Annotated in this window: 10 protein-coding genes and 2 pseudogenes; 4 read left to right on the top strand and 8 right to left on the bottom strand. The window is 66.6% G+C overall.

Going from position 1 to position 23,095, the window contains the following annotated elements; translation table 11 throughout:
- Positions 1 to 181: 181 nt before the first annotated feature.
- Positions 182 to 322, bottom strand: a pseudogene (locus R2E43_RS33460) (arsenic resistance protein); the annotation flags it as partial.
- A gap of 142 nt (positions 323 to 464) precedes the next feature.
- Here R2E43_RS33460 and R2E43_RS33465 point away from each other — a divergent pair.
- The 3 genes and pseudogenes from R2E43_RS33465 to R2E43_RS33475 all read left to right on the top strand — a co-directional run bounded on the left by R2E43_RS33465 (position 465) and on the right by R2E43_RS33475 (position 4,737).
- Positions 465 to 1,763, top strand: a complete 1,299-nt coding sequence (locus tag R2E43_RS33465; RefSeq protein WP_332056843.1) for an HNH endonuclease — start codon at positions 465 to 467, stop codon at positions 1,761 to 1,763.
- Positions 1,760 to 3,205, top strand: coding sequence for an argonaute/piwi family protein (locus R2E43_RS33470; RefSeq protein WP_332056844.1), 1,446 nt, complete (start codon positions 1,760 to 1,762; stop codon positions 3,203 to 3,205). Before R2E43_RS33465 ends, R2E43_RS33470 begins: the two co-directional genes overlap by 4 nt.
- 641 nt (positions 3,206 to 3,846) lie before the next feature.
- A pseudogene (locus tag R2E43_RS33475) lies at positions 3,847 to 4,737 on the top strand (DUF5655 domain-containing protein).
- Between the two features lie 98 nt (positions 4,738 to 4,835).
- Here R2E43_RS33475 and R2E43_RS33480 read toward each other — a convergent pair.
- The 3 genes from R2E43_RS33480 to R2E43_RS33490 form a co-directional block, all read right to left on the bottom strand.
- Positions 4,836 to 9,767, bottom strand: a complete 4,932-nt coding sequence (locus R2E43_RS33480; protein WP_332056845.1) for a DEAD/DEAH box helicase — start codon at positions 9,765 to 9,767, stop codon at positions 4,836 to 4,838.
- 221 nt (positions 9,768 to 9,988) lie between these two features.
- On the bottom strand, positions 9,989 to 13,825 hold the full coding sequence (locus tag R2E43_RS33485; RefSeq protein ID WP_332056846.1) for an Eco57I restriction-modification methylase domain-containing protein: 3,837 nt from the start codon (positions 13,823 to 13,825) through the stop codon (positions 9,989 to 9,991).
- Positions 13,819 to 16,776: a helicase-related protein gene (locus R2E43_RS33490; RefSeq protein WP_332056847.1), complete on the bottom strand. Its 2,958-nt coding sequence runs from the start codon at positions 16,774 to 16,776 to the stop codon at positions 13,819 to 13,821. The genes R2E43_RS33485 and R2E43_RS33490 overlap by 7 nt, the downstream gene beginning before the upstream one ends.
- 504 nt (positions 16,777 to 17,280) lie before the next feature.
- Here R2E43_RS33490 and R2E43_RS33495 point away from each other — a divergent pair.
- Positions 17,281 to 18,177, top strand: a complete 897-nt coding sequence (locus R2E43_RS33495) for a DUF5655 domain-containing protein (RefSeq protein ID WP_332056848.1) — start codon at positions 17,281 to 17,283, stop codon at positions 18,175 to 18,177.
- A gap of 178 nt (positions 18,178 to 18,355) precedes the next feature.
- On the opposite strand, the gene R2E43_RS33500 is transcribed toward R2E43_RS33495, so the two are convergent.
- The 4 genes from R2E43_RS33500 to R2E43_RS33515 form a co-directional block, all read right to left on the bottom strand.
- Positions 18,356 to 19,723 (bottom strand): DUF317 domain-containing protein, encoded by a 1,368-nt coding sequence (locus tag R2E43_RS33500; protein ID WP_332056849.1) that lies wholly within the window; start codon positions 19,721 to 19,723, stop codon positions 18,356 to 18,358.
- Positions 19,724 to 19,788: 65 nt separating this feature from the next.
- The gene (locus R2E43_RS33505) at positions 19,789 to 20,904 is read right to left on the bottom strand and encodes a DnaB-like helicase N-terminal domain-containing protein (protein WP_332056850.1); all 1,116 of its coding nucleotides are present in this window, start codon (positions 20,902 to 20,904) and stop codon (positions 19,789 to 19,791) included.
- A complete protein-coding gene (locus R2E43_RS33510; RefSeq protein ID WP_164379513.1) occupies positions 20,904 to 22,175 on the bottom strand; it encodes a DNA cytosine methyltransferase in 1,272 nt (423 codons plus the stop codon). Before R2E43_RS33510 ends, R2E43_RS33505 begins: the two co-directional genes overlap by 1 nt.
- On the bottom strand, positions 22,172 to 23,095 hold the full coding sequence (locus tag R2E43_RS33515) for an adenine nucleotide alpha hydrolase family protein (RefSeq protein WP_332057139.1): 924 nt from the start codon (positions 23,093 to 23,095) through the stop codon (positions 22,172 to 22,174). Before R2E43_RS33515 ends, R2E43_RS33510 begins: the two co-directional genes overlap by 4 nt.

Below are 23,095 nucleotides of genomic sequence, written 5' to 3' on the forward strand. Positions count from 1 at the left end.
ACGGGATGCTCCCGCCGCTGAACCCGTACGGATCAGCATTCAACGGGCTCGGAAGATGATGGCTCACCTGCCGAGAGCGGGCGGGGGACGGCGCGGACGTAGGCGACCATGCCGAGGACTTCGACGGGGGGGCTGGGTGACCACCACCACGGCGGCGACGACGAGGGTGTCGAGCAGGGCGGCGCAAGGAGCGGAACGGCTCGCCAGCGGGCACTTGGAGGAAGGTGACGAAGAGGAGGGTACCCAGGACGGGGCTGATGGTCTGCTCCAGACCGGGAACGGCAGCGGGGATGAGCCACCCGAGCAGACTCCCCGCTGCCATCGCCACGGGGTGGACCACGACCTGGTGGTACCCAGTCACTTCGCGGAGATCTGAACCGAGGCCGCTCCGATTACCGTCGGAGGGACGAGGGGGCCTTTGCCAGAGGTCGTCCGTAGCATGTGGGTTACTCGGAGGAGGTGTTGTGGCCGTACCTGTCGCGCAGCAACGCAAGTTGACCCAACGTTCCGGCAATATCTGCGCCTTTCCCGAATGTGGCTTGCTGCTGACGGCTCAGGGGACGCCGGAGGACCCCGTTGTGGTGCTTGGCGAGATGGCCCACATCGTGGCGGAGAGCCCGAATGGTCCGCGGGGCGATTCTCCGTTGACGCCAGAGGAGCGCAATCGGTACGAGAATCTGATCTTGCTGTGCAATCAGCATCACCAGCTGATCGACTCCGAAGGTGCGCTGGCGAAGTACACGGTGGAGCGTCTGCACGCCATGAAGGAGGCTCACGAACAGCGGATCGAGCGCAGGCTCGGCGGGCGTTCCAATGTGTCGTCAGACCTGCCCCCGATGGTCAACGACACCGTGTACAGCAACGTGCTGCCGGTCACGCAGATGCCGCGCTACATCTACGGAGCCCCTTGCTCTGCCAGACGGGAGAACGAGGTCCGCCCGGCCGCGACGTCTGCCGGGATGATGACGCCGTTCATCCTGCGTGAGGGACGGTTGTGGGCATTCCAGGACTTGCGTGACACGAGCAACCCGTTCGCTGACGTGGTGGCGTGCACGGAGACCGAGCGCTTCTCCACCAAGGAGTGGTGGACGGACCCCGACAGGCTGGGGTGGTACGTCGCGCTGCTGAACCGGTCGCTGAACAAACTCACCGGACGTCTCGGACTGCGGCTTGACCACGACCACCACCGCTACTACTTCGAACCGGAGGCGGCAGGCGTTGAACGCTCCGTGCCGTACCGGCCGTTGAATGCCAGCAGGGCGACCCGGAGTGTCGTCTGGCAGCCCAAGAAGCGAGCGACCGGAGAGGCTCGCAACTACTGGCTTCACCGTGCTGTTTCGCTGCGCTTCTTCCTCATCGGTGACAATCAGTGGTGCCTGAGCGTCAGACCCGAGCTGCGTGTGACATCCGATGGCTTCGAGTCCATACAGGCCAAGTACATTGGGCGGCAGGTGACCCGGAAGAAATCGCGACTGTTCAACCATGACCTCCTGGGCGAAGTCCAGTTCTGGCGGGACTTCCTCGGTAGGAGCACTCCGCGGATTTTCTTCCCCTTCGGCACGGACAGGCAGAATTTGATCGTCTCGACATCGCTGAGCAGCGGGCAGGTGCGCTGGCCGGGCATTCCCGCCGAGCACGACATGCCCTTCAAGAACGTCGAGTACGTGGACGACCTCTTTACCTGGGCCGAGGCGGAGGGCTTGAGCGAGGACGATGATCCCGCTGACGAAGGCGACGAGGATGCGGAGGAAATGCTGCGATGACGGCACGCCCTGCTCCACCGAGTGTCTCGCCCGCCGGCTCGCCGTCCCTCATCGCGAGCACCTACTTTCCCGAACCGCTGCTGCAGTTCGCTGACGACGGCCTGCACATTGACCCCAAGGCTGGCATCGCACGCTACGGGCCGCGTTCCTGGACAGCATCGGGTCGCCATCCCACACGGCTGCGCGTGGGGCTGATCGGTACCGCAGAGCTCGTCGAGGCGGCCCGTACCTGGATGCGCAGTCGCGCCGAGGGCGTACGTGGGGACGTGAACAACCCGGAGTTCCCTGGGTGGATGCCCGACCGCGGGTTCTTCTCGTCGCTGGAGTTCGACGATGCGTGGAATGAAGAACTCGGGCAGACCGAATTGCGGCAGGTACTGGAGATCAAGTCGCAGAAGGACCGCTTCCACGCTGCCCTGACCCTGTTCGAGACCAAGTTTCGGCAGTTGGCAGAGCGTGACAGCGTCCCGGACTACGTCGTGATCGCGCTGTCCGACCAGATCGTGGCGCGCTGCGGCACGGCCGACTACACCAGCAAAGAGACCGGCGCGGTGCATCGCGACCTGCGCCGCGCCCTCAAGGCAAGCGCCATGAAGTTCCGCATGCCGACGCAGATCGTCCGAGCGCCCACGCTCGACGGGCGCGACAGGACGCCGCCGTCCCGCATCGCGTGGAACTTCTTCACCGCGATGTACTGCAAGGCGGGAGGCTATCCATGGAGTCCGTACGGCCTCACGCCCGGGACCTGCTACGTCGGCATCGGCTTCTACCGGCCGTTGGGTAGCGCGGCTGCGACGATGCAGACCAGCCTCGTACAAGCGTTTGACGAGCGAGGGGAAGGGCTGGTTCTTCGGGGACACGAATTCGAGTGGGACCCGAACAAGACCGGGAGCCGTTCGCCTCACCTGACGGCCGACGGCGCACACCAGCTGATGGCCCTGGTGCTCGAGCGGTACGAGTCAGTGATGAAGCAGACCCCGGCTCGCGTCGTGGTGCACAAGACCTCGCGCTACTGGCCGGACGAACGCGACGGCTTCCGTGCGGTGATCGAGTCCCGCGTGCGGCGTTACGACCTGATGGCCCTTGAGGCGCAGAGCCGGGTTCGCCTCATCACCACCTCGAAGTATCCGCCACTTCGCGGAACCCGCTTCAGCTTCGGGGAGTTGGACTACCTGTACACGACGGGTTACATACCCGCGCTCAACGAGTTCCACGGGATGCACGTTCCGGCGCCGCTCCAGGTCGCTGATCACGTCGGGCAGGACTCTTCGCGGGACACCCTGTTGAGGGAAGTTCTCGCGCTCACCAAGCTCAATTGGAACTCGGCCGCATTGGGCGGACTCCTGCCGATCACGATCAAGTTCTCCGGGCTGGTTGGCGAGATCATGAGGGAGATCCCCGCTGACCGGGAGCCACTACCTCAATTCAAGTTCTATATCTGAATGCACAGGTGTGGGCTCGGGCAGCGCCGCACCCCCACTCGCGCCAGCACCTCGGTCGCGAAACGGTCGTACGACCTGAGACATTTCGACCAGTCGGTGTGGCAGTGAGCGGCCCCGGCCGAGGTCGCCCAGCGGACGGGCAACAGCATCGGTCTCCTGGTGAGCTGGCACACGAAGCTCCTGTACGACCGGCTGTGTATCAACAACCAGTGCATCGAGTCTGTGGGGCCCAGGTCCAGATGCTTGACCTAGATCAGTAGCGGCTGGACCGAGAAGCGCGGCCCCATCGACGAGATCCGGATTAGATCTTGATCACGATGGCCCGTCCGCCACAGAGTGCGGTCAGTGAAGTCATTGGTGAATTGGCTTCAACGCAATAGAGCAGGCGCTTACTGTAGAAGGCGCTCGGCCTATTTCGGCTCGCCCCTCTCCTGAGCTGCGCTTTCGTTTCATTCTGACGAAGCGTTAACGCAGCTGGGGGACGCATGGGGGAACTGTCACGCTCCGGTGGATCGGGGGACAGCGTGAACCCCATGGGGCGACATGGCGTCACCCACATCATCTTCACACGGCTGGAGGCTGCTTCGGAAACAATTCCGCCCACTCTCGGCGTTGGCTCTCTCTGAGCCGAGGAGGGGAAGGTGTCGGGCCTGAAGCTGTTCCACACGACGAAGAGCGGCGTGACTGAGGTCATGCCGCGTCTTGCGGAGGTCGAGTCGGATGTGCAGGGCCTCGTCGAGGCCAACATGGAGATGCTGCTGGGCGTCCGGTCCTTGGCGAGCGAGTACAGCACCGGCCCGGTTCACGGCGGACGTATCGACTCGCTCGGTCTCGATGAGAACGGATCGCCGGTCATCGTCGAGTACAAGCGCGGTGTGGACTCTGGTGTCCTCAACCAGGGCCTCTTCTACCTCGGCTGGCTGATGGACCACCGCGCAGAGTTCCAGCACTTGGTGCGCGACCAGCTCGGGGCCACGGCCGCAGCCCAGGTGCTGTGGAACAGCCCGAGGCTGATCTGCATCGCTGGCGACTTCACCCGCTACGACGTGCACGCCGTGGGCGAGCACCGGCGCAGCATTGACCTGGTCCGCTACCGATTCCTCGGTAAAAACCTCCTTGGGCTTGAGCCTCTCGCTTCTGTCACCGGGCGAGCGTCAAGCGCCAAGCGGGTTCGCCGGCACGGGGCCGGGCTGCTGCCTGTCCGCAGGCAGGGCGGGGCACTGGCGAAGCTGGCAGAGGTGGCGGATGAGGTATTGCTCGGTCTCGGGGATGACGTCAGCTGGGCGCAGCGCAAGCAGTACCGCGCGTATCAGCGGCTGCGGAACTTCGCCTGCGTCTGCCCACCGCAGAAGACCAAGCTCCTCGTCTACCTCAAGGCCGACCCGAAGGAGGTCGACCTCGTGCCCGGCTTCACCCGGGACGTGACGGGGCTCGGCCATCATGGCACAGGCGATCTGTAGGTGCAGTTGCGCTCCGAGCGGGATCCGGAGCGGGCTGTGGGCCTCTTCCGTGCGAGCTACGCGGCGGGGTAGCTGTGTCGGTGTCTGTGACGTGACGAATACGGGTCCCCTACCGTGGCGGCCCCGGTAGTAACGTCCTTGAGGCGGTACTACCGGGGCCGTTGGGTTGATCAGTGCTCGGTGGTGAGGTGCTCCAGGATTCCTTCCGCGCACTGCTCGGCGTTGCGGACGATCTGACCGCCCCAGTAGGAAAGAACAGTCCATCCGTCGGCCCGCATGGCGTCCCGCTTGGTCTTGTCTGATGCCTGTCGTTCCGGGGTGTGGTGGTGCTTCCAGCCGTCGCAGAAGACGGCAACTTTCTGGTCGGGCCAGGCGAAGTCGGCCACGGTGACGGGGCGGGGTGTTCCGTCGGTGGAGCCACGGTCTCCCCAGTCGTACTGGGCGTGGCCGCGAGGTGCTGCGAGGGCCATCAAGGCGATGGCCAGGCGCCGCTCGATAGCGGAACGCGGGCGGCCGTGGAAGGCGTCCGTGTAGCTGGGCACTCGGCGTCCGTCCACCGTCGGCGCATGGGCGAAGCGGCGCAGGAAGTCTGCGGCGACGTGACGGTCGAGCAGGTCTTCTTCGAGCTGGTTGCCGTACGAGCGCAGGCAGGCGTAGCAGGAGCGCTCGCAGGAGCAGTCCTCAAGCACAGGGACGAGGGCGGCGGCCACTTCACCGAAGCGTGCAGCGAGCTGGCGGAGGTAGCCGGCGCCGCCGGGCACCTCTTCATACAGCACAGCGAGTCGGAAGGTGGCCTCGTCGCTTTCCGGGTCGGGTCGGGGCCAGTCGAAGCCGGCGACTTCGTCGTCGCCGGCCTGGAGCATGACGCGGCAGCCGAGGTCCAGGGCGGCGCGGATGCTGGCGAGGAACTCCTCAAGCCGGTCCGGACGGACGTCGAGTGCCTCCAGGTCGGGGAGGACCTGCAGGCAGTCGACGCGGCGGTCGACTTGCAGAATGCTGTATTCGAGCCGTTGGTTGCTGCAGATCTTGTCGTGGAACTGCTGGCGATCTCGCTGAGCGCGGGTCGGGGCAGGGCCGGGGATCGCGTCGAACCACAAGCCGCACCCGGTGCAGATGACGAAGCGCTCGCTGGTGCTCTGATTCCTGGTGACGCGCCCGCGGTTGAGGACGGTCAGGTCCGCGCCGCGTTCCCACTGCAGGACCAGGCCGCTGCGTTCGAAGAGGTAGGTCTCAGCGGTGTTGGGGGCACCGAGGTGATGGGTAACTTCGAAGGGAGAGCGGGAGCGGTGCTCTTCGTCGGCCGAGATCCGCTGCCGGCGCGAGGCACGCATGGCGCGCATTGGCACGCTGAGCTGGGGGCTCAGGTCGTCACTGTCGCAGGACAGGCAGTGCGCGCTGGTCGGCGCGTTCACGGTGTCGCAGCGGTTGCACAAGTTGATGTGGTCGAGAGCGCCGACGCCGTCGGAGTTGATCAGGTTGGCTCGGCGGAAGTCGACCTGATCCACGACCCACTTGTCACCGCGGGCGTAGACGAGTTGGCCGGGGGCGTAGTCCTTGAGCGCCTGGACGGAGTCCTGGGACAGCTCGGCCGTCTCGCGTTCCAGCGCCAGGCTCGTAGTGTCGGTGGGAAAGGCGTAGGAGGGAAGGAAGCCGACGGAGCTGAGGTAGGACAGCACGTACGCGCGGATGCGGTCGCCGCTGCGCATGGCCTCAAGGCTGGCGTTGATGCTGGTGAGCGCGCGGGAGGCTTCCTTGTTCCCCGGCTTGCTGGCGGCCTGCATCCACTCTTCCAGCAGGCCCTTCTGACGGATGCGGTACGGCTCGACGTGTGCGTCGAGGTCGTCGATCCAGGAGTCGACCACCTCGTATGCCCAGTCTTCGGTGAGCCAGGAAAGGTCCCCATCGGCGAGGCCGAGGCGGAAGGCGGCGAGGATCTGAGCCGCGATACGGTCGCGCCCTTCGATGAGAGCGGCCTTCACCTCGTCGATGCCGTGGAGGTTTCCGTCCGCGTCCTCGGTGACCAGGCCCCGCATCCACTGGGGGAGGTTCTGCCCGCACAGTTCAAGCGCCATGGCACGAGCGTGGCGCTTGAGCACGCGCTGGTTGTCCAGCAGGAACGCCGGCGGGCGGATGGCACCGCGGATCATCTCCACTGGCCGGGCGTAGTAGTAGCTGTCGTGCGGCATGCCACCGGCGAAGGTGACGACGAGCGCGACCCGCTCCTCCCGCCGCCCGGCTCGGCCGGCACGCTGCGCGTAATTGCTCGGACGCGGGGGCACGTTGCGCAGGATAACGGCGAGGAGCTGACCAAGGTCCACGCCCAGCTCCAGCGTCATGGTGCACACCAGCAGGTTGAGGTCGCCCTCCTTGAACCGCTCCTCGATCTGCTCGCGGTCCTCCAGCGGCACCTGCCCGGAGTGTTCCTCGGCCTTGATGACCAGAGGAGCATCGCTGGCGGCCAGCAGCCGCTCGTGGTCATCCGGGTCGCCCCGCCACGGCTCCATGGTGCCCTTGCAGTTGAAAGTGGCGCACTTGTTGCGTGGCGAGGGGCCGGGCTGCACCGCCCGGCAGGCGCGGCACCGGTAGGTGGTCTCGCTGGCGGGCCTAATTTCCACGGCCTGGGGGGGAACCTGGCGCAGCACGACCCGCTGCCGGCCGCTGCCCACCTGGGCGCCCTTCAGTAGATCGTGCTCGGCCAGCAAGTCAACGGCCTTACGTACCCCGCGCTCGATCGCATCTGAGCTCGTCACACTCGGGAAAGCGGTCCGCACCAGGCGGCCGGCCGCGCCCTTGTAGCTCATGGCCAGGGGATTGGCACCCGGCACCCTGACGCTGGTCTCGCCGTAGCCGGTGATCGACTGTCCCACCCCCATGGTGGCACCGGCCTCGACGAGCTCGGCCTCCGTCTTGGCGTCCAGGCGCTTCTGGAGCAGGTCATGGCCGAGCCCACCCCGGGTGCGCACGAGATCGAGCATGCGGGCCAGCAGCCAGCGTGCTGCGGCGGCGTCCGCGCCCAGAGTGTCGGTGAGCGGCGCGAGTGCGTCATCTCCCAGTGCTTCCAGACCCGGGTAGCCAATGGTGATCAGTCCAAGGCGTTCCAGGGTCGGCGGCCGGCGCTCATCGCTGGCGAGTTCACCGAGCAGATCCCACTCGCACACGCGCAGGGCCCGGCGGCGGGCGTCCTTGCCCGCCGGGTCCTCGTAGAGACCGGAGTCCTGACCGCGCCGGAAGACATCCTCGACGAGGCTGTTGAAACTCGCGGGCGGCTCTTGCTGACGGACGCGGTCGGAGATGCTCTCCACGATCAGGCGGCGCACCTGCACGGCCCGGGACCGGTCGCGCAAGTAGCCCGCCTGGAAGGCGGTGTCCTGCCGCGAGTCGGCGAAGATCAGCAGACGCCGTAGCATCTCGTCATCGCTCTGCGCCGCCAGACCGGTGTGCAGACTGAACGCGGCGGCCGTGACCGCGGCGGCAGTACGGGCGGTGAACTCCTGCACCGCGCCGTGCGAGCGCAGATACCCGCACACCGGGCACCGCGTGAGCGGGCGATCGGGCTCCGGCACAGCGACAATGACCTCGCGGGTCGTGGCACCGCACCCCAGGCACGTGGCACCGTTGGCGTCCTTGCCGCAGCTCGTGCAGCGGCGCGCCGGGTACCAGTTCCGGTCACCAGTCTGAGGGACCTGCAGCGGTTCATCGGCCGTCAGACGGCGGGCCACATAGCGAGCAACAGGACCGTCGGGGTCGTCCCGCTCCAGGTCATAGTCCTGGCCACAGCCCAGGCATACCCCCAACGGTGTTGTGGCCTTCGCGCCGCAGCCTTCGTGACTGCACGTTGTGGCTCCGTCCAGCAACAAATGCTCGGATTGCCCGGTGCAGCGCACCGGTGTGGGCAGGCTTCGTAGGAACAGGTGGACCTTGGCTTCCAGGACGGGCGGGCCCTCCGGGGTGTGGGTGTCCGCCCCGAGCAGCAGCCAACCGGCTACTTCGTCTTCCAGCGCATCCCGGTCGGCTCCCTGCCGCTGCGGCAGACTCGAGAGAAGATCCACCAGCTCATCGACCGTGCTGGGCTCGGACAGGTGTGCCCGCAGCAGGTCCAGTACCGGGCTTGCCTGTGGATCACCCAGCACGACCCGGAGCCGCGAGGTGTCCCCGCCGTCGGCAAGGGCCTGGCGAAGCTGGTCGCGGTCCGGTGCCCGACCGATCAGGCTCACGACCGGCTCCGGCTGTGGCACGGCCGTCTCCTCGATAATGCCATCCACATCGAACGGGGCGGCGAACAGGCTGCTCGCGAACTCCGCGGTGCGCTGCAGATCGACCGCGTGGTCGCCTCCGGCGCTCACGGTCGCGGACAGCCCGACACACACCAGTCCCTCATCGGCGACATGACCGCGAAGCCGCCGCACCAGGCCGGCGATCTCGGTGCCCAGCGCGCCCTGGTAGGTGTGGATCTCGTCCAGGATCAGATGGCGCAGTACCCCGTTCCGGAAAAGCTCCCGGTCCTCCCGGCGGGTCAGGAGGTACTCCAGCATGGAGTAGTTGGTCAGCAGGATGTCCGGGGGCATCTCCTGCATCCGGGTACGGTCGTGTGTAGGCGTCGCCCCTGTGTAGACCCCATAAGTCAGCCCCAGCGCCTCGCACGCCACCTTGATACGGTCCTCCTGGTCGTTGACCAGGGCATTCATCGGGTACAGCGCGATCGCCTTAACCCCGGGACGGTGCCGGTTCTCGTAGGCATGCGCGATGACCGGGATGAGGAAGGACTCAGTCTTGCCCGAGCCTGTACCCGTGGCCACCAGCGTGTTCAGGCCCTGTCGGATCCGGGTCACCGCCGCTACCTGATGCGTGAACAGTCGGTCCACCCGAGGGAAGGCGCTCGTGACCTCCGGTGGCAACCCAATGATCCCGGCTAGGTCAGACAATGTGGCGGACAGCTGGAAGCGCGGCTGCACAGACAGGTACGGGCCGCGCCACAGCAACGCCTCGTCGTCCACCAGCCGCTCCAGGCGGGAACGCAAGCCAGGGTCGGCGACGGGGTAGGTGGTCCAGGTGAACCGCCGGTAGTCCTCACGCAACCGATCAGCCAGCTCCAGCGGATTCATCTCTCGCCCTTCCTACCTACACCCGTTGTCGATCACCCTGCCGCGCGGCGACCCACCCGAACAGAGGAGGCTCGCCTGCGACTTGAGTCGAGCGTAGTGCCGACCACTGACATTGATAGTGGTACGCAGGTTCCGGTGGTCGTGGCTCCACCACTGACTGACGTCCTGCTGGGCTGTCTTCCGGTTGTTCTGTCCAACATGTCCTGCGCTGAGGGTCGAGATCAGCCAGCCAAGCGCGCGAAGTGCTCGCGGACGAGCGCTTTGTACTCCTCACTGGGACGCACCGGGCTGCCTTCCGCGTCCGCGCTCTGTCGGAAGTCAGCCAGGATCAGCTCCAGTTGTTGGGCGGTGAGACCGTAGAGATGAGCCACGCGCGCATCCAACTCGGCACGGAGGCCATACTCTTCCCTCTTCGTCAGGGGACTGCATTCCACGCCGAGGATTTCTGCCAGTGCTTCGAATTCTGGAGCGCGACAGGTGAGTTGACCCGAGAGTCGCACTACCTCGGCCCCTACCCCGTGGTCAAGAGGGACATCAACGACGGGCAAGGTCGCCATGATCGACTTCGTGACACTCGCGCTCGCTTTGCGGCGAACAATGAAATCCAACACTAGACTGTTCAATAGAGCCACGAGGTAAACCATCGCAGAACTATTCAGAGCGGTGCGGTACCCGTTGGCGGTGGGATCCCAAATCGAACGGTAGAAGAAGTGCAATTTGTGTGATACAGCTGTTCCTGGCGGAACTACCGCTGCAATTAGTGTGCGCTCATTCGTGGCGCTGGATGTCTCTCGTAGGACGGGTCGGTATCCATCTGCGGGAACTTCAAGCACTCCGGTGCGGGGCTCGCTGTTAGAGTAGCGCTCCTCTGCGGAGGCTCGTGAAACTCCGCTGAGATTTTTACGCTTGGAGCGCTTCCGGGCCCGCCCTTCCAGCAATGCTCCTCCAGCACTGTTAAGGAAGTATGATGGCTCGGCAAAGTGGCTCACGAATTGATGGATATTTTTACCTTCGAGTAGAGGGATTCCACCCGGTTCCTCGGAGAAGCAATCCTTGTTGTCGTCGATATGGAGTTCGCGCCCCCAGTCCACCAGCCAACCACCATTCTTCATGTGCTCCAGTAGGAGTGGGTGGTCGGAGTAGATATCTCCTAGCAGGCGCAAGAGGTCCTCGTCGCGCGCATCTGGCACTGCCAGGGTTTCCGGCGCCATGGCGCGGATCGCAGAGAACGGGATTTCAATGGTCCGGCGGTCGAGGTCCATTAGGTGATCGAGTTGGTTTACTCCACTGGAGAAGCGGAGCGATGAGGTCGAATCGCCGCGACCGGCGATCAGTAGGAGGAATTGCTCGCGGCTATCGATGGGGAAGATTTTTTTGGTGTTGTCGCAAAGGATGAAGTGGTCGATCCGATGCTGCTCAAACAATGCGCGTCGATGATACTGGGTTCCGGCATCCCCGATTACTCCGGAGTCGATTACGACGCCAATTCGCCCATATTTTGACAGTAGGCTCAATTCTCGTTCGAGGAATGATCGGTATAGATTGTATGTTCCCTTAGTGCCCAGCATCTTGTAGACGCCTGAACTCTTAATGAAAGCCTTCATGCCGCGGAGTGTGCCGTCTACGGCAAGGCGCGCCCGGGACACGTCTAGGCGTTCATCTAGTTGTGCCTGTCGATCCGCCTTTTCCTGCCTTCCTCTAAGTAGTGAATAAGAGGGGTCGAAGCGTCCATAAAATTCTGCGGATTTGAACGTGATTCCTTCCCAAGGGGGGTTTCCGATCATGGCGTCAAAGCCTGCGTCTGAGAGTCGCTCCCCCTTTGCGTCAAAAAATACCTCTGGGAATTCTACTTCCCAATGGAATGGGCGGATCTCGGTGCGTACACGAGCAACTGCATCGGCCAGTTCTGGCCGGGGGGCTTCTCCTCGCATAATCCTGTAGTGGCCGGCCAGCCACTCTGCCGTATTGCCCCTGAAAATTTCCTCGAAGAACGGGGCAATCCACCAATCGCCCAGCGTGCGCAGGCGCTTGAAGTCGGCTCCCTCCAAAAGGCGAGCGAAACGCCGTTCCTTCGCTCGGACCTGGATGCGGTCTTCAGAAGGGTCGGCAGCCAAGGCGTGACGCACACGCACCAAAGCAGCTAGGTCTGGTTCCTCGATTTCAAATAGGGAATCCTGCTGATCAGGGTTGGGTGTGCCCACACGCTGACCGCGACCGCTTTGAGCTGGAGCAGGCACTCCAGCCCAGCTGTCAAAGTATGCGCCGATCACTGCATTACCACAGCGGAGGTGGGCGTCGAGGAAGGACAGGGGTTTGCCCGCTGCGGCAGTGGTGAGCCAGAGGGACACCTTGGCGAGTTCCACGGCCATGGGGTTGAGGTCAACGCCATAGATACAGCGTTCGACGACGAGGCGGCGATAAGCGGCGCGTTCGGCATCGTCGAGTTTGTGGTCGGGTAGTTCACCTTCCCGGGCCAGGGCTTCACCGTACGCTTCGGTCAACTGGTGCACAGCGGGGACGAGGAAGGCGCCCGATCCCATGGCGGGGTCGCAGATCCGCAGGTTGAGGATGTCTTCTGGGGTGGCCTCTTGGAGGAGCGGGCGCAGCGTCTCGCCGACGACGAAGTGCGCGAGTGGACGGGCGGTGTAGTAAGAACCGGAGCCTTTGCGTTGGCCGCTGGCCTCGAAGAGGTAAAAGGTACCGGCGTCGTATGCATCCAGTGTTTCGGCGCCCTCAGGCAGCTGTTCGGCATCCAACACTTGCACGATGGCAGACTGGCCGCGACCGACGCGAGCGAGCACCTTTGGGGCGTCGGCGATCTGCGGTTCGAAGGAGAGCAATCCCTCGTAGATACTGCCGAGTTGCTCCACGCCGAGTTCACGGTAGTTGACCGCCTGTCGTCCAACAGTTGTCTTGCTGGTCGAGCGTTCAGGCTTAGTCCAGGAAAGGGCATCGATCGCATCTCGAACGAAGGTGTCGCCGATAGCCAGACTTGGGTCGTCGAGCAGAGGGCACTTGACAGGATCGAAAAGACCCCCGTTGAAGCCGGTGATCTGAAGTTCCCCAGCATCGACGCCGTCACGCAGCAGGGACCACGACGCTTGGAGGGAGTTCCACAAAAGACCTCCGTCAGGTGCCCAGCCTGCTTCGGTGAGGATCTCCCGTCGCAGGGCGCGCAGGGAGTAGCCGCGGTCGTAGGAGGGGGTGCCCACGGGCAGGAGGCCGCGGTCCTCCGCATAGGCGACGAACAGCAGCCGATATGCGATCTTGAGGGCGTCGGCGAAGAGGTCGCGTGGCTCGGGGATGGGCTGCTGGTGTTGCCGCCAGTGGTGGAGTGCGCCGTTGGCGATGGCGCTGATGGCGGTGCGCACGCCGCCGGAGAGGTTCTCACTAACGGCGGTGGCAGCGTCGGAGCTGGCATCCTCGACCCGCTTCCACAGGATTTCGCCGGCGGGGTCGGGGGTGAAGGCTTCGGGCCGCAACAGGGCCCACAGGACGCGCCACTCGTGCTCGTCACCGAGTTCGGCCAGGCCGACGAGGTCGACCGAGAGGTAGCTGGCTTCACCGCCGAGTCCGGGGTCTCGTCGGATGACTCGCAGTTCGCTGCCGTTGCTGAGCAGGACGGCGGGGAGCCGGTACTCGCGGGCACACACTTCGGCCTGACGCTGGGGGCGCAGCTTGCCTGTGCGGCGGCCGGTGGGGGAGGCGTCCAAGTGCTGCCCGGGCGGGGTGATCAGTACGGAGACGAGGTCGGCCGTGCCGTGTTGGCCATCGGGAGCACTGGCGCGACCGGGGACAGGTTCCTCTATGGCCGGGAGGCTGCCGGTAAAGCTCCAGCCGAAACACGAGAGCCACGTGAGCATGCGCTTACGGGTTTCCCCGGCGGTGCTCGTCTCATCGATATCAGCGACTAGGCGCCGCAGCTCACGCTTGGCGGGGCGGATGCCCTCTGCCGCGTCGTCGGCTCCGACCCGGCCGCGTTGTTCGCGCAGGAACAGTGCGGGGTCGGAAAGGTAGTACGTGGACAGGGTGGTGCCAGCGACGGTGATGTTCAGCATGCGGGTACCTCCACGCACACGATGCAGCCGACTGGTTCACCGGCGGTGACATCGGCGACCTGATAGCCGAGACTGAGGGCCTTGCGGCGTCGGTTGAACTCGTCGTCGACGGCGGCCCGGGCCTCGTCGACGGTATGGAAGGCCCCGTGTCCGGTGTCGGCAAAGAGGCCGAGCTGGATGCTGTCACCGGCACTTGTGGCGAAGCGCCTCTCGGCCTCGGCCAGTTCTGCGGCGTGCCAGCGGTCGAGGTCGGCGTGTAGGCGTTGGGATTGGGCAGTCAAGTGTTCTCGCAGAGCTTCGGCGCGGACGGCGATTCGGCGGGAGGCTTCTTGCTGCCCGCGTAGGACGGCGGTGTCGAATTCAGGAGCCAGCTCCTGACGGGCCTTGTCAATGATGTCGAGGCTGCCGGAGGGCGCGGGGCGCTGGCGGAGGCGGCGCAGGTCGGTAGTTGGGTCCTGGCTGGGCGCGGCGGGTGTGCCGTCCGCGTTGCGAGGAACGAAGACGGGCACCAAGGGCTCTTCCAGGACACGGCCGTCGTCGGAGGTGATCCGGCCGACGTAGGTGAACAGCCACCCGCCATGGCCCTCAACCACGGGGCGCACAGCAACGCGGTTGGCGGCGCGCTCGTCGTACAGGCGGGTACGGACGCGCTGAAGGACCGCCCGCACCAGAGGGTGGGCGGGCGTGAGGAAGGCAATTCCGTGGTGCTCGGGTTCGAGCGCGACGGAGCGGCTGAAGGTGGCTTGAAATGCCTCTTGGGGGACGAGCGGGTACTGCTTGAGGAGAGGCCCGGGCTCGATGGTCACGATGTCGCCATTGCCCACGACAGAGCCGCCGCACTGCCTCACCACGGAGGCCACCAGTTGCCGGAACTCGTCGAAATCTGGCAGAAGCCAGCCAGCCTGTTCGCGGGCGGCTGTGGTCTCGCCCTCAATCTGTTTCTCGTTCTTCATGCTCTGCATGAGCACGAGGGCGCCGCTGCGCTCGAGATAGTCACGGACCTGCTGGACAGCCCGCTCCAGGCGCTGCTCCAGTTCCGCAGCGTCGATGTCCTCCAGGAGACCGTCGATTACGTCGCTGCGGCCGGCCACACCCAGAACGTCACTGCTGGAGCCGAGCTGCTTGGTGATGGTGGAGAGCTTGTCGCGCAGCCGTTGGAGGATTTCCTCATCACGAGTCTCGGCCAGATAGAGGTAGCTGATCTCGACAACGTGCGGCTGGCCGTAGCGGTCGACACGACCGTTGCGCTGTTCCAACCGGTTTGGATTCCAGGGCAGTTCGTAGTGGACTACTACGTGGCAGGCGTCCTGCAGGTTGAGACCTTCTCCGGCGGCATCGGTGGCCAGCAGGATAGCTCCAGGCGTGGCGGCGAACCGCTCCAGTACCTCACGTCGCTTCGCCAGTGGGATGGTGCCGTCGACCCGTAGCAGCGGCCCGTGGCCCAGGTTTTTCTCCAGGTAGTCCAGGGTGTCGCGGTACTCCGTGAAGAGGATGACCCTCTCCCCGCGCCGCCCGGCACGGAAGCCTTCCAGCCAACCCTGCAGCCGGGTGAGCTTGCTGTCATCGCCGGGACTGAGGGACTCGACCATCTCCAGGAGCCTGCCGACCAGGCGCTGCTCCTCGCGCAGATGGTCCTCCGGAAGGTGGGCAGCTACGCCCTCCAGCGCCAGTTCCTCGGCGGCCCGCAGTTCTGCTTCCGGCAGTGCGGTGTCCCCGCGGTATTGCTGCAGTACGTCCATGCGCTGCCGACCAGTGCGATCGACCGGCGGGATGCCGAGGTTCTCCGCTCGACGGCGCAGGCTCTGCAAGAGCGCATAGGGGCTGGATAGGGCGCGCTTGCGCAGCACTTCCAGGGCGAATGCCTGCACGTAGTAGGAGTCGGTGCCGCGTAGGGCAGTCAGCATGCGCTTGCTGTGCCCGCGCAGCCGCTGGTGGATCTCCTTCTCCCGGCTGGTCGGGCGGACCTCGATGGGCTGCGGCGGCAGGCGCCGGCTGATCGGCTGAGGCGGTTCGCCGCGGGTGACGTCGTCCTTGAGTCGGCGCACGATGTACGGCTGGACCAGCTCGGGATCCAGCCGCCCGTCATCGGCGGCCAGGTGCGGAGACAGGAGCTGGAGCAGGCTAGCGAACGACTCCTGGTACCCGTTGTGCGGCGTTGCCGACAGCAGGAGCAGCTCTCGGCTGTGGTCGGCCAATGCGCGGGCCAGGCGGCTGCGGTCGGTGGCGCTGGAGCGGCCCTCCCCCGCATAGGCGCGGGCGACATGGTGGGCCTCGTCGATGATCACCACGTCGAACGGTGGCGCGGCTTGAATGGCTCCGATGTTGTTCTTCAGGTAGTCGATCGATGACACCGCGTAAGGGATGGCGGTCCACGGGCTGACCGTGGTCGGATTGTCCCGGCGAACCTCCAGCCACTTCTTGCTGTCGACCTTGGTGAAGTCGAGGTTGAAGCGGAAACGCATCTCCTCGACCCACTGATCTTGGAGTCCTGCCGGGGAGGCGATCAGTACGCGGTCCGCGCGGCCACGGCGGGCCAGTTCCATCAGCAGGAGGCCGGCCTCGATGGTTTTGCCCAGACCGACATCATCCGCGACCAGCAGGCGTACACGCGGCTGGCGCATGCCGACGAGAACTGGCACTAGCTGGTAGGGCTCCACATCGATTCGGCCATGCTCGACCGCCAGAAGGTCTCCGCGGCCGTGGGCCATGGTGAGGGCCAGCGCGTCATGAAGTTCGTTGAGCAGGACGGCGTTGCCTGGCTCGAAGCGTAGTTGTGTGGCCGCCTCCAGGCTGATCGTCGGCTCCTTGCTGGCAAGTACTGTCAGGTGGCGTGGCCCAGGGCGTTCATCGGCCCGGCGTAGATCGAGGAATGCCTCGCTGCCCGCGCCACGGACCGCCTCGACCTCCCACAAACGATCTCGGAGCCGTACCCGCATCCCGCGCTCGTACATGACTGATGTGTCTCCCTACCTGCTGATCAGCAGGTAGCAGGCTACCGGGACGCACTTCGGAGGGGGACGGATCAGGCAACTACTCGCGCGATACAAGCTCCGCGCTCCATGATCACTTGCGGTCGGTACCGGAGTGAGCGCTATGAGACTGCGCCCCTTATAGCTTCGGCGGGAGCGCCCGCAGAGTCCGACCTGTGGTGGCGGTGAGATAAAAGGGATCGGCCCCGAGGAGCAAGGTTTGGGCCAGCGGCCAAGCGTTTAGAAGGCACGTGCTCTATCCGCTGAGCTACGGGGGCTGACCTGCGTAAACGCAGCTTCCGGGAGCTGTCCCCCAGGTCGCGGGGGACACATGGGGGAATCGCGGATTCCCGGTGACCGGGGGGCGCGAGCTCCCTGGTCGAGCAGTACGTAGGGTCTCACACTATCTTCACGCCCCCGAAGGCTCTCGCGGAAACAATCCCGCACCCCGTCGGCGTTGGTGATCACCGAGCCGAGGAGGGGAAGGTGTCGGGCCTGAAGCTGTTCCGCACGGACACGACGAACAGCGGCATGACGGAGGTCATGCCGCGTCTTGCTGAGATCGAGGCCGATGTGCAGGCTCTCGTCGAGGCGCACATGGAGACGCTGCTGGGCGTCCGGTTCCTGGCGAGCGAGTACAGCACGGGGCCCGCCCACGGGGGCCGGATCGACTCGCTCGGGCTGGACGAGAACGGATCGCCGGTCATCATTGAGTACAAGCGTGGCACGGACGCCGGCGTCATCAACCAGGGCCTGTTCTACCTGGCCTGGCTGATGGACCACCGGGCGGAGTTCGAGCACCTGGTCCGCGACCGGCTCGGGGTGACGGCCGCGTCCCAGGTCCTGTGGAGCGGACCACGCCTGATCTGCATCGCCGGCGACTTCACCCGCTACGACGTGCATGCCGTGCGCGAGCACCGGAGGTCGATCGACCTGGTTCGCTACCGACTCTTCGGCAGGGACCTGCTCGGGCTTGAGACCGTGGCCTCCGTGAGCGGCGGCGTGCAGGTGGCCCGCCGGGCACGGCGCCAGGCGGTTGCCCAGTCGGCGGCTGATGTCCAGGGCGCGGCGATGCGCGAGTTGGCGGGTGCGGTCGACGAGGTCCTGCTTGGGCTCGGGGATGGTGTGAACCGGGTGGAGCGCAAGACCTACCGGGCGTATCAGCGGCTGCGCAACTTTGCCTGCCTGTGCCCGCCGCAGCGAAGCAAGCTGCTGGTCTATCTGAAGGTCGACCCGAAGGATGTCGATCTTGTTCCGGGCTTCACTCGGGACGTGTCCGGTCTCGGTCACCACGGCACGGGTGATCTGGAAGTGCAGCTTCGTACGCTGAGGGACGTGGAGCGGGCGCAGGAGCTGTTCCGGGCGAGCTACGCGGCGGCGTGATCGCCCGGCGCTCCCGGCCACGTGACGGGCTGCGCTACGTGTGGTGTCTGCGGTCGTGGGAGGAGCCTCTCGACGTGCGGGCAGGGCGTGGCGGCGGAATATCTATGGTGCGCGGGATCGCCGGTTTGGCCAACCGGCGATCCCGCGCTATGTTGCCCCGCTCGTGCGGGGGTGATGATCAGCGTGAACGGCTGGCGGGTCGGCCGGCCGTGACCGCCGGAGCCGCCGGTGCACTGGCTGCGAGGCGGGTCCTGTGCTCGCGGCGGCCCGGCTGGGGCTGGCGTGTGCCGGTCTCGTGGGCGAGAGTTTCGGAGAGGTCGGCCAGTAGCGAACTCGGGGTGTGCGGGGACGCGGTGATGGCCCAGGTGGGCCGGTCCGGATCGGGGCCGGCCCAGATGGTCCAGGTGGCTGGGTTCTGGGGGGCCTGCGCGGTCAGTGGGTCAAACCGGACGCCTGCCTGCCCGTCGGGGGACGTCCACCGGATCCCGTGCCCTGTCAGGGTGTGCTTCCACCCGGCCTCAGTGAGCGGCTGCGTGGCTGTGGTGACCGTCCTCTCGCCCACTGGGACGCCGATGACCGTGTCCCAGCCGTCGCCGTCGGCGAGGTGTTTCAGCAGATTCTGCAGTACTGGGGCGGGGGTGGCGCTGGTCGCGGTGAGGTGCCACATGCGGTCGGAGACAGGCGCTTCGTAGGCGGCTACGATCCAGGCGGTCTCGCGGGCCTGGGTTTCGTGGACGCGTTCGATGCGAAGGGTCTGCGATTCGTGGATGGCGTGGGTCGTTTCATCGGACCAGGTGCGCCACTTTTCGAACTCGCCGTGCGTGTCGAGGAAGGTGCCGAGGAGCGCGTCGTGGTCACCGGCATCGGCCAGGTAGATGGGGACGGCCTCCAGCTGGGGGCGGGGCGGTTCGGGCTTGGCTGTGGTGACGTCGAAGACGGAACGCGCTGCGGTGGCGGCGCGTTCGATGTCGGTCAGGGGCGCTGGGCCGGGGCGCATTTCGGCCGCGTGGGCGTTCTCGAAGGCCACCAGTGCTTCCGCGGGTGAGTCGAAGGTGTCGGCGATCTGACGCAGATGGTCCTCGCCGTGGAGGTAGACGGACTTGCCGCCCTGGTGGAGGTAGGTGCCGACCGCGACGGTGGTGTGGCCGTCGTGGGCGTGGGCGTGGATCAGGAGGTGGCCGTTGCGGATGTCGTCGTGGATCTTCTGCGCCTGGTCGGAGACCTCGCGGATCTCGTTGCGGGTGCACCAGGGCATTGGGTAGTTCGGCCAGGTCCATTCCTCGTCGATGGCTTCCTGGAGGCGCGGGGTGATCTCGACGGTGATGCCTTCGGCGGTCAGGTGCTGGGCGGCGTCGGCGGCCCAGTAGGGCTCCTCGTGATCGATGCGGGCCAGGACCAGGACGCCTGTGGCGGCGGCACTCCAGCCGGCAGCCTCCAGAGCCGTGGAGGCGACGCGGGCCTGGGTGCCGGTCAGGACGGCCTGCACGGCGCTCGGGTGAGTGGGGTGGGTGTCGAGGCGGACATGGGCGTCGATGGAGGCAGTCACGTGGGGGTCTCATCCGTTCTGCCGGTGACCGGACCCGCGGGCCCGGCCACCGGCGTAATCGGGAGTTATCGGGTTGCTCGTGTGGGCCGGGCGGCGTGTGCGGCCGTGGTGGTCGGTGGGCCGGCGCGGGTGGCGGGCGCCGGTCGCCGCTGCTGTGGCGGGGTGGTTCCGGTGGCGTGCTGCCAGCGGGTGCGGACGGCGGCGATGTCAGCGAGAGCGCGGCGGGCCCCGGCGACGAGCTGGAAGGGGGTGTTCGCTGAGTCGCCGGCGTACGCCTCGACGCGCCGTCCGGTGTGTTCGGCCGTGGCCAGCAGGGAGCGCCGCAGGGCGCGTTCGGCCCAGTGCTCGACGGATCCGGCCGGTTCAGCCAGCATGCGCAGGACCTCGCCTGGTTCACGGCCGTAGTCGAGCAGGCCGCGCTGCTGGGCTTCCCACAGGACGGTGACGGGGTCGATGGGCTCGTCGCGGCGGGCGAGGGTGGTCAGGCACTGCCACAGGCCGGCGTGCAGGGGCAGGGTGAGGTCGTCGGGGAGCAGCCACCGGACGGCCTCGATGTCGTCCGGGCGGGCGGTGGCGGTCGCGAGCAGGAGCTGCTCCTCCTCGACCGCCTCGGTGTCGTCGGCGGCGGTGGGAGGAGGTGCCGGGATGCGGGGAAGGACACCGGAGCGCGGGGGGAAGCGGTTCGCGATGTCGTCCACGACCGCGGCAAGTGCATCCGCCTCGGCGAGCGCTGTCTGGACGGGGTGCGGGAGGGAGGCGTCGTGGACGGTGTGGACGAGGCGTTCGGCGGCCGTCAGCAGGCGACGGCGGGCGTGCTCGGCCTCGACCATCCGGGCGTACGCGGGGGCGTGGCGGGGCCAGGGACAGACCTGAACGAGGGCGTGCAGGTAGGAGGCGGTCAGTCCGCGCGCCTCCTCCAGGGCGGTGGCGAGTACGCGGTCGAGCCACGTGGTGTTCTTCGCGTGCTCGGCGGGATCGGGCCGCGGCAGGGTGCTGATCGCGGCATACAGGGCGGCGTGCGCGGCGGTGGAGAACGAGTCGGCGGCGATGCCGTTCACGTCGTCCAGGCGGTGCGGGTCGAGGAGGAGAGCCCCCAGGAGGGCCTGCTCGACGTGGAACACCGGCTGGGGCGGTGGGACGGCGTCAAGGTCGTCTTCGTCGGGTTCGGGGGTGTGGGGCATCAGGCGGCGAGGGTGAAGTCGTCGGGGTCGAGGGTGACGCCGAGGTGCGGGGCGAGGAGGTGGCCGGCGAGCAGCGGGGGAACGGCGTTGCCGATCTGGGAGAACTGCTGGCCCTTGTTCCCGGCCCAGGGGTAGTCGGCGGGAAAGGTCTGCAGGAGGCCCGCCTCGCGGGCGGTGATCCGGATCGGCTCGGGAACGGCCGGCGCATCGGTGTCCGTGGCCGAGGGTGTGGCGGGTTCGGCGACCCAGGTGCACTCGTTGGCGCGGTGCCCGAAGAACAGCGTGCCAGCCGGCTCCTGGATGGACCGGACGGTGGCGTTGGCCTGGTTGTTGCTGCGCAGGGACCAGGACCAGCGGTGCGCCTCGGCGGTGAACGTGGGCGCCGGAGCGTCGGCCGCACGATTCTCGCGCGTGCCGTGCCGGGCCGCCCACCCCGCGCCTTCCCGGCGGGACTGCAGAACCACCCCGTCCGGCCGCGGCATCCAGGTGCCGCGCTCCCGCGCGTCGGACAGTGTCTTGCGAGAGCCCGACGGGAACGGCTCGGGGCCGCCGCCAGGCCCACCTCCTGCACAGACGGTGGGGACGGGCCGGTCGGTCGCGCCCCATCCCAGGGCTTCGGCCATGCTGACCCAGCGGGCACGGCCCGGACCGAACAGCGATTCCGGCTCGGCGAGCTGGGCGTGCGTGGGCGTGGGCGGCTGCGCCGTGCGGACGCGGGAGGCCAGAAGGATTGCCCGCTTTCTGGTCTGCGGGACGCCGAAGTCGGCGGCGTTGAGGATCCCGTACCAGACGGAGAACCCCCACCCGCGCAGGACGGCCGCGTACTGCTTCCACAAGGGCAGCACGTCCGGTACTTCCTCCATGGCCACCCAGTCGGGCTCGCCGACCGCGTTCAGCGCGTGCAGGTAGCGCATCGGCTCGGCGGCGAGCAGGGAGCGCTCGTCGCGGCAGGCGGTGAGGAGGCGCTCGCGGGTGTCGCGCCCGGCGGCCAGGTCTTCGACCGCCGCGTGCACCAGCGGCTGGTCGAGAAGACCGAGGCGCTTGCCGGCCATGCTCCACGCCTGACACGGCGGCGAAGCGATCACACCGCGGGTGCGGCCGAGGAACGGCCAGGCCGGATACCTCGCCACGTCGCACCGGATGGTCAACTGCCCCGCCGCAGCACGGGTCTTACATGCCCACGGGTCCCATTCCAGGCCGACGTCGCGCACGCCCAGGACGTGCAGTGCCCTGCTCCAGCCGCCCGGCCCCGCGAAGAGGTCGAGTATCACGTGGCCAGCCCGAAGTCGTCCTGCGTCAGCGCGTCGGCGTCGCCCCGGCACGCCCAGGGCGAGCAGCCGTCCTCGACACCGTTCTCCAGGACGTCGGCCTCGTCCGCGCTGATCCGCAGGGCGGCCCGCTCGGCGGCGGTGACGTGATCGATGGGGGCTTCGCTGAGCGGGACGCGGGAGCGGTGCAGGAACGCCTCGCCGAGCAGTCTGTTGCCGGTGGCGTTGGCGCGGGCGTTGCCCTGCCGGATGGCCGTGTCGAATTCGACGACGTCCGCCCACTCGGACGGAGATGTGTCCCTGATATGCCGCCACTGCGCATTTCCATGGAACGGGCATCCCAGGCAACTCGATTTCGGGGTATCGGCGAGACCGAGGGAAGTCAGGTAGCGCGCACAGTCGGCCCTGCTCCAGGACATGTCCAGAAGGGGATGCCGGTTACGCATGTACTTGACGTCCGCGTCTTTCGCGCGGTGGAATTCATCCGTGGAGATTCCTACCCACTGCTCGACGAAAACGCCCTTTGGGATGCGTGCCGGATAGGGGTAGCCGAGCAGTTCGCGGACCTTCTGCTTGATTGGCTTGACCTTATACTCGCCGGTGCACTGCCGCCGGGTCATCCCAGGTCGCCCGTCCTGATTGAGGATGTGGAGCGGCATGGAGGCGAACCGGTGATCCGGGTTCAGGGCGTCGTCTCGGATATTTCCGGCCGACACGCGCAGTACGGGTATCCCGGCGGGGGCGGCTATCTCTTCTTCCAGGCGGTCAAGGTGTGCATAAACCGCTTCGGGTTCCCATCCGGTGTCGGCGAAAATCGCATAGTCGACCCTGGGGAGAATGCCCTCGGCTGACAGGGCAAGGAGCGTGCTGGATTGAACTCCCGCACCGAGGGAGAGGGCGCGGAATCGGGGCTGATCTGAAAT

The sequence above is a fragment of the Streptomyces violaceoruber genome, assembly GCF_033406955.1.
Classification (GTDB): domain Bacteria; phylum Actinomycetota; class Actinomycetes; order Streptomycetales; family Streptomycetaceae; genus Streptomyces; species Streptomyces violaceoruber.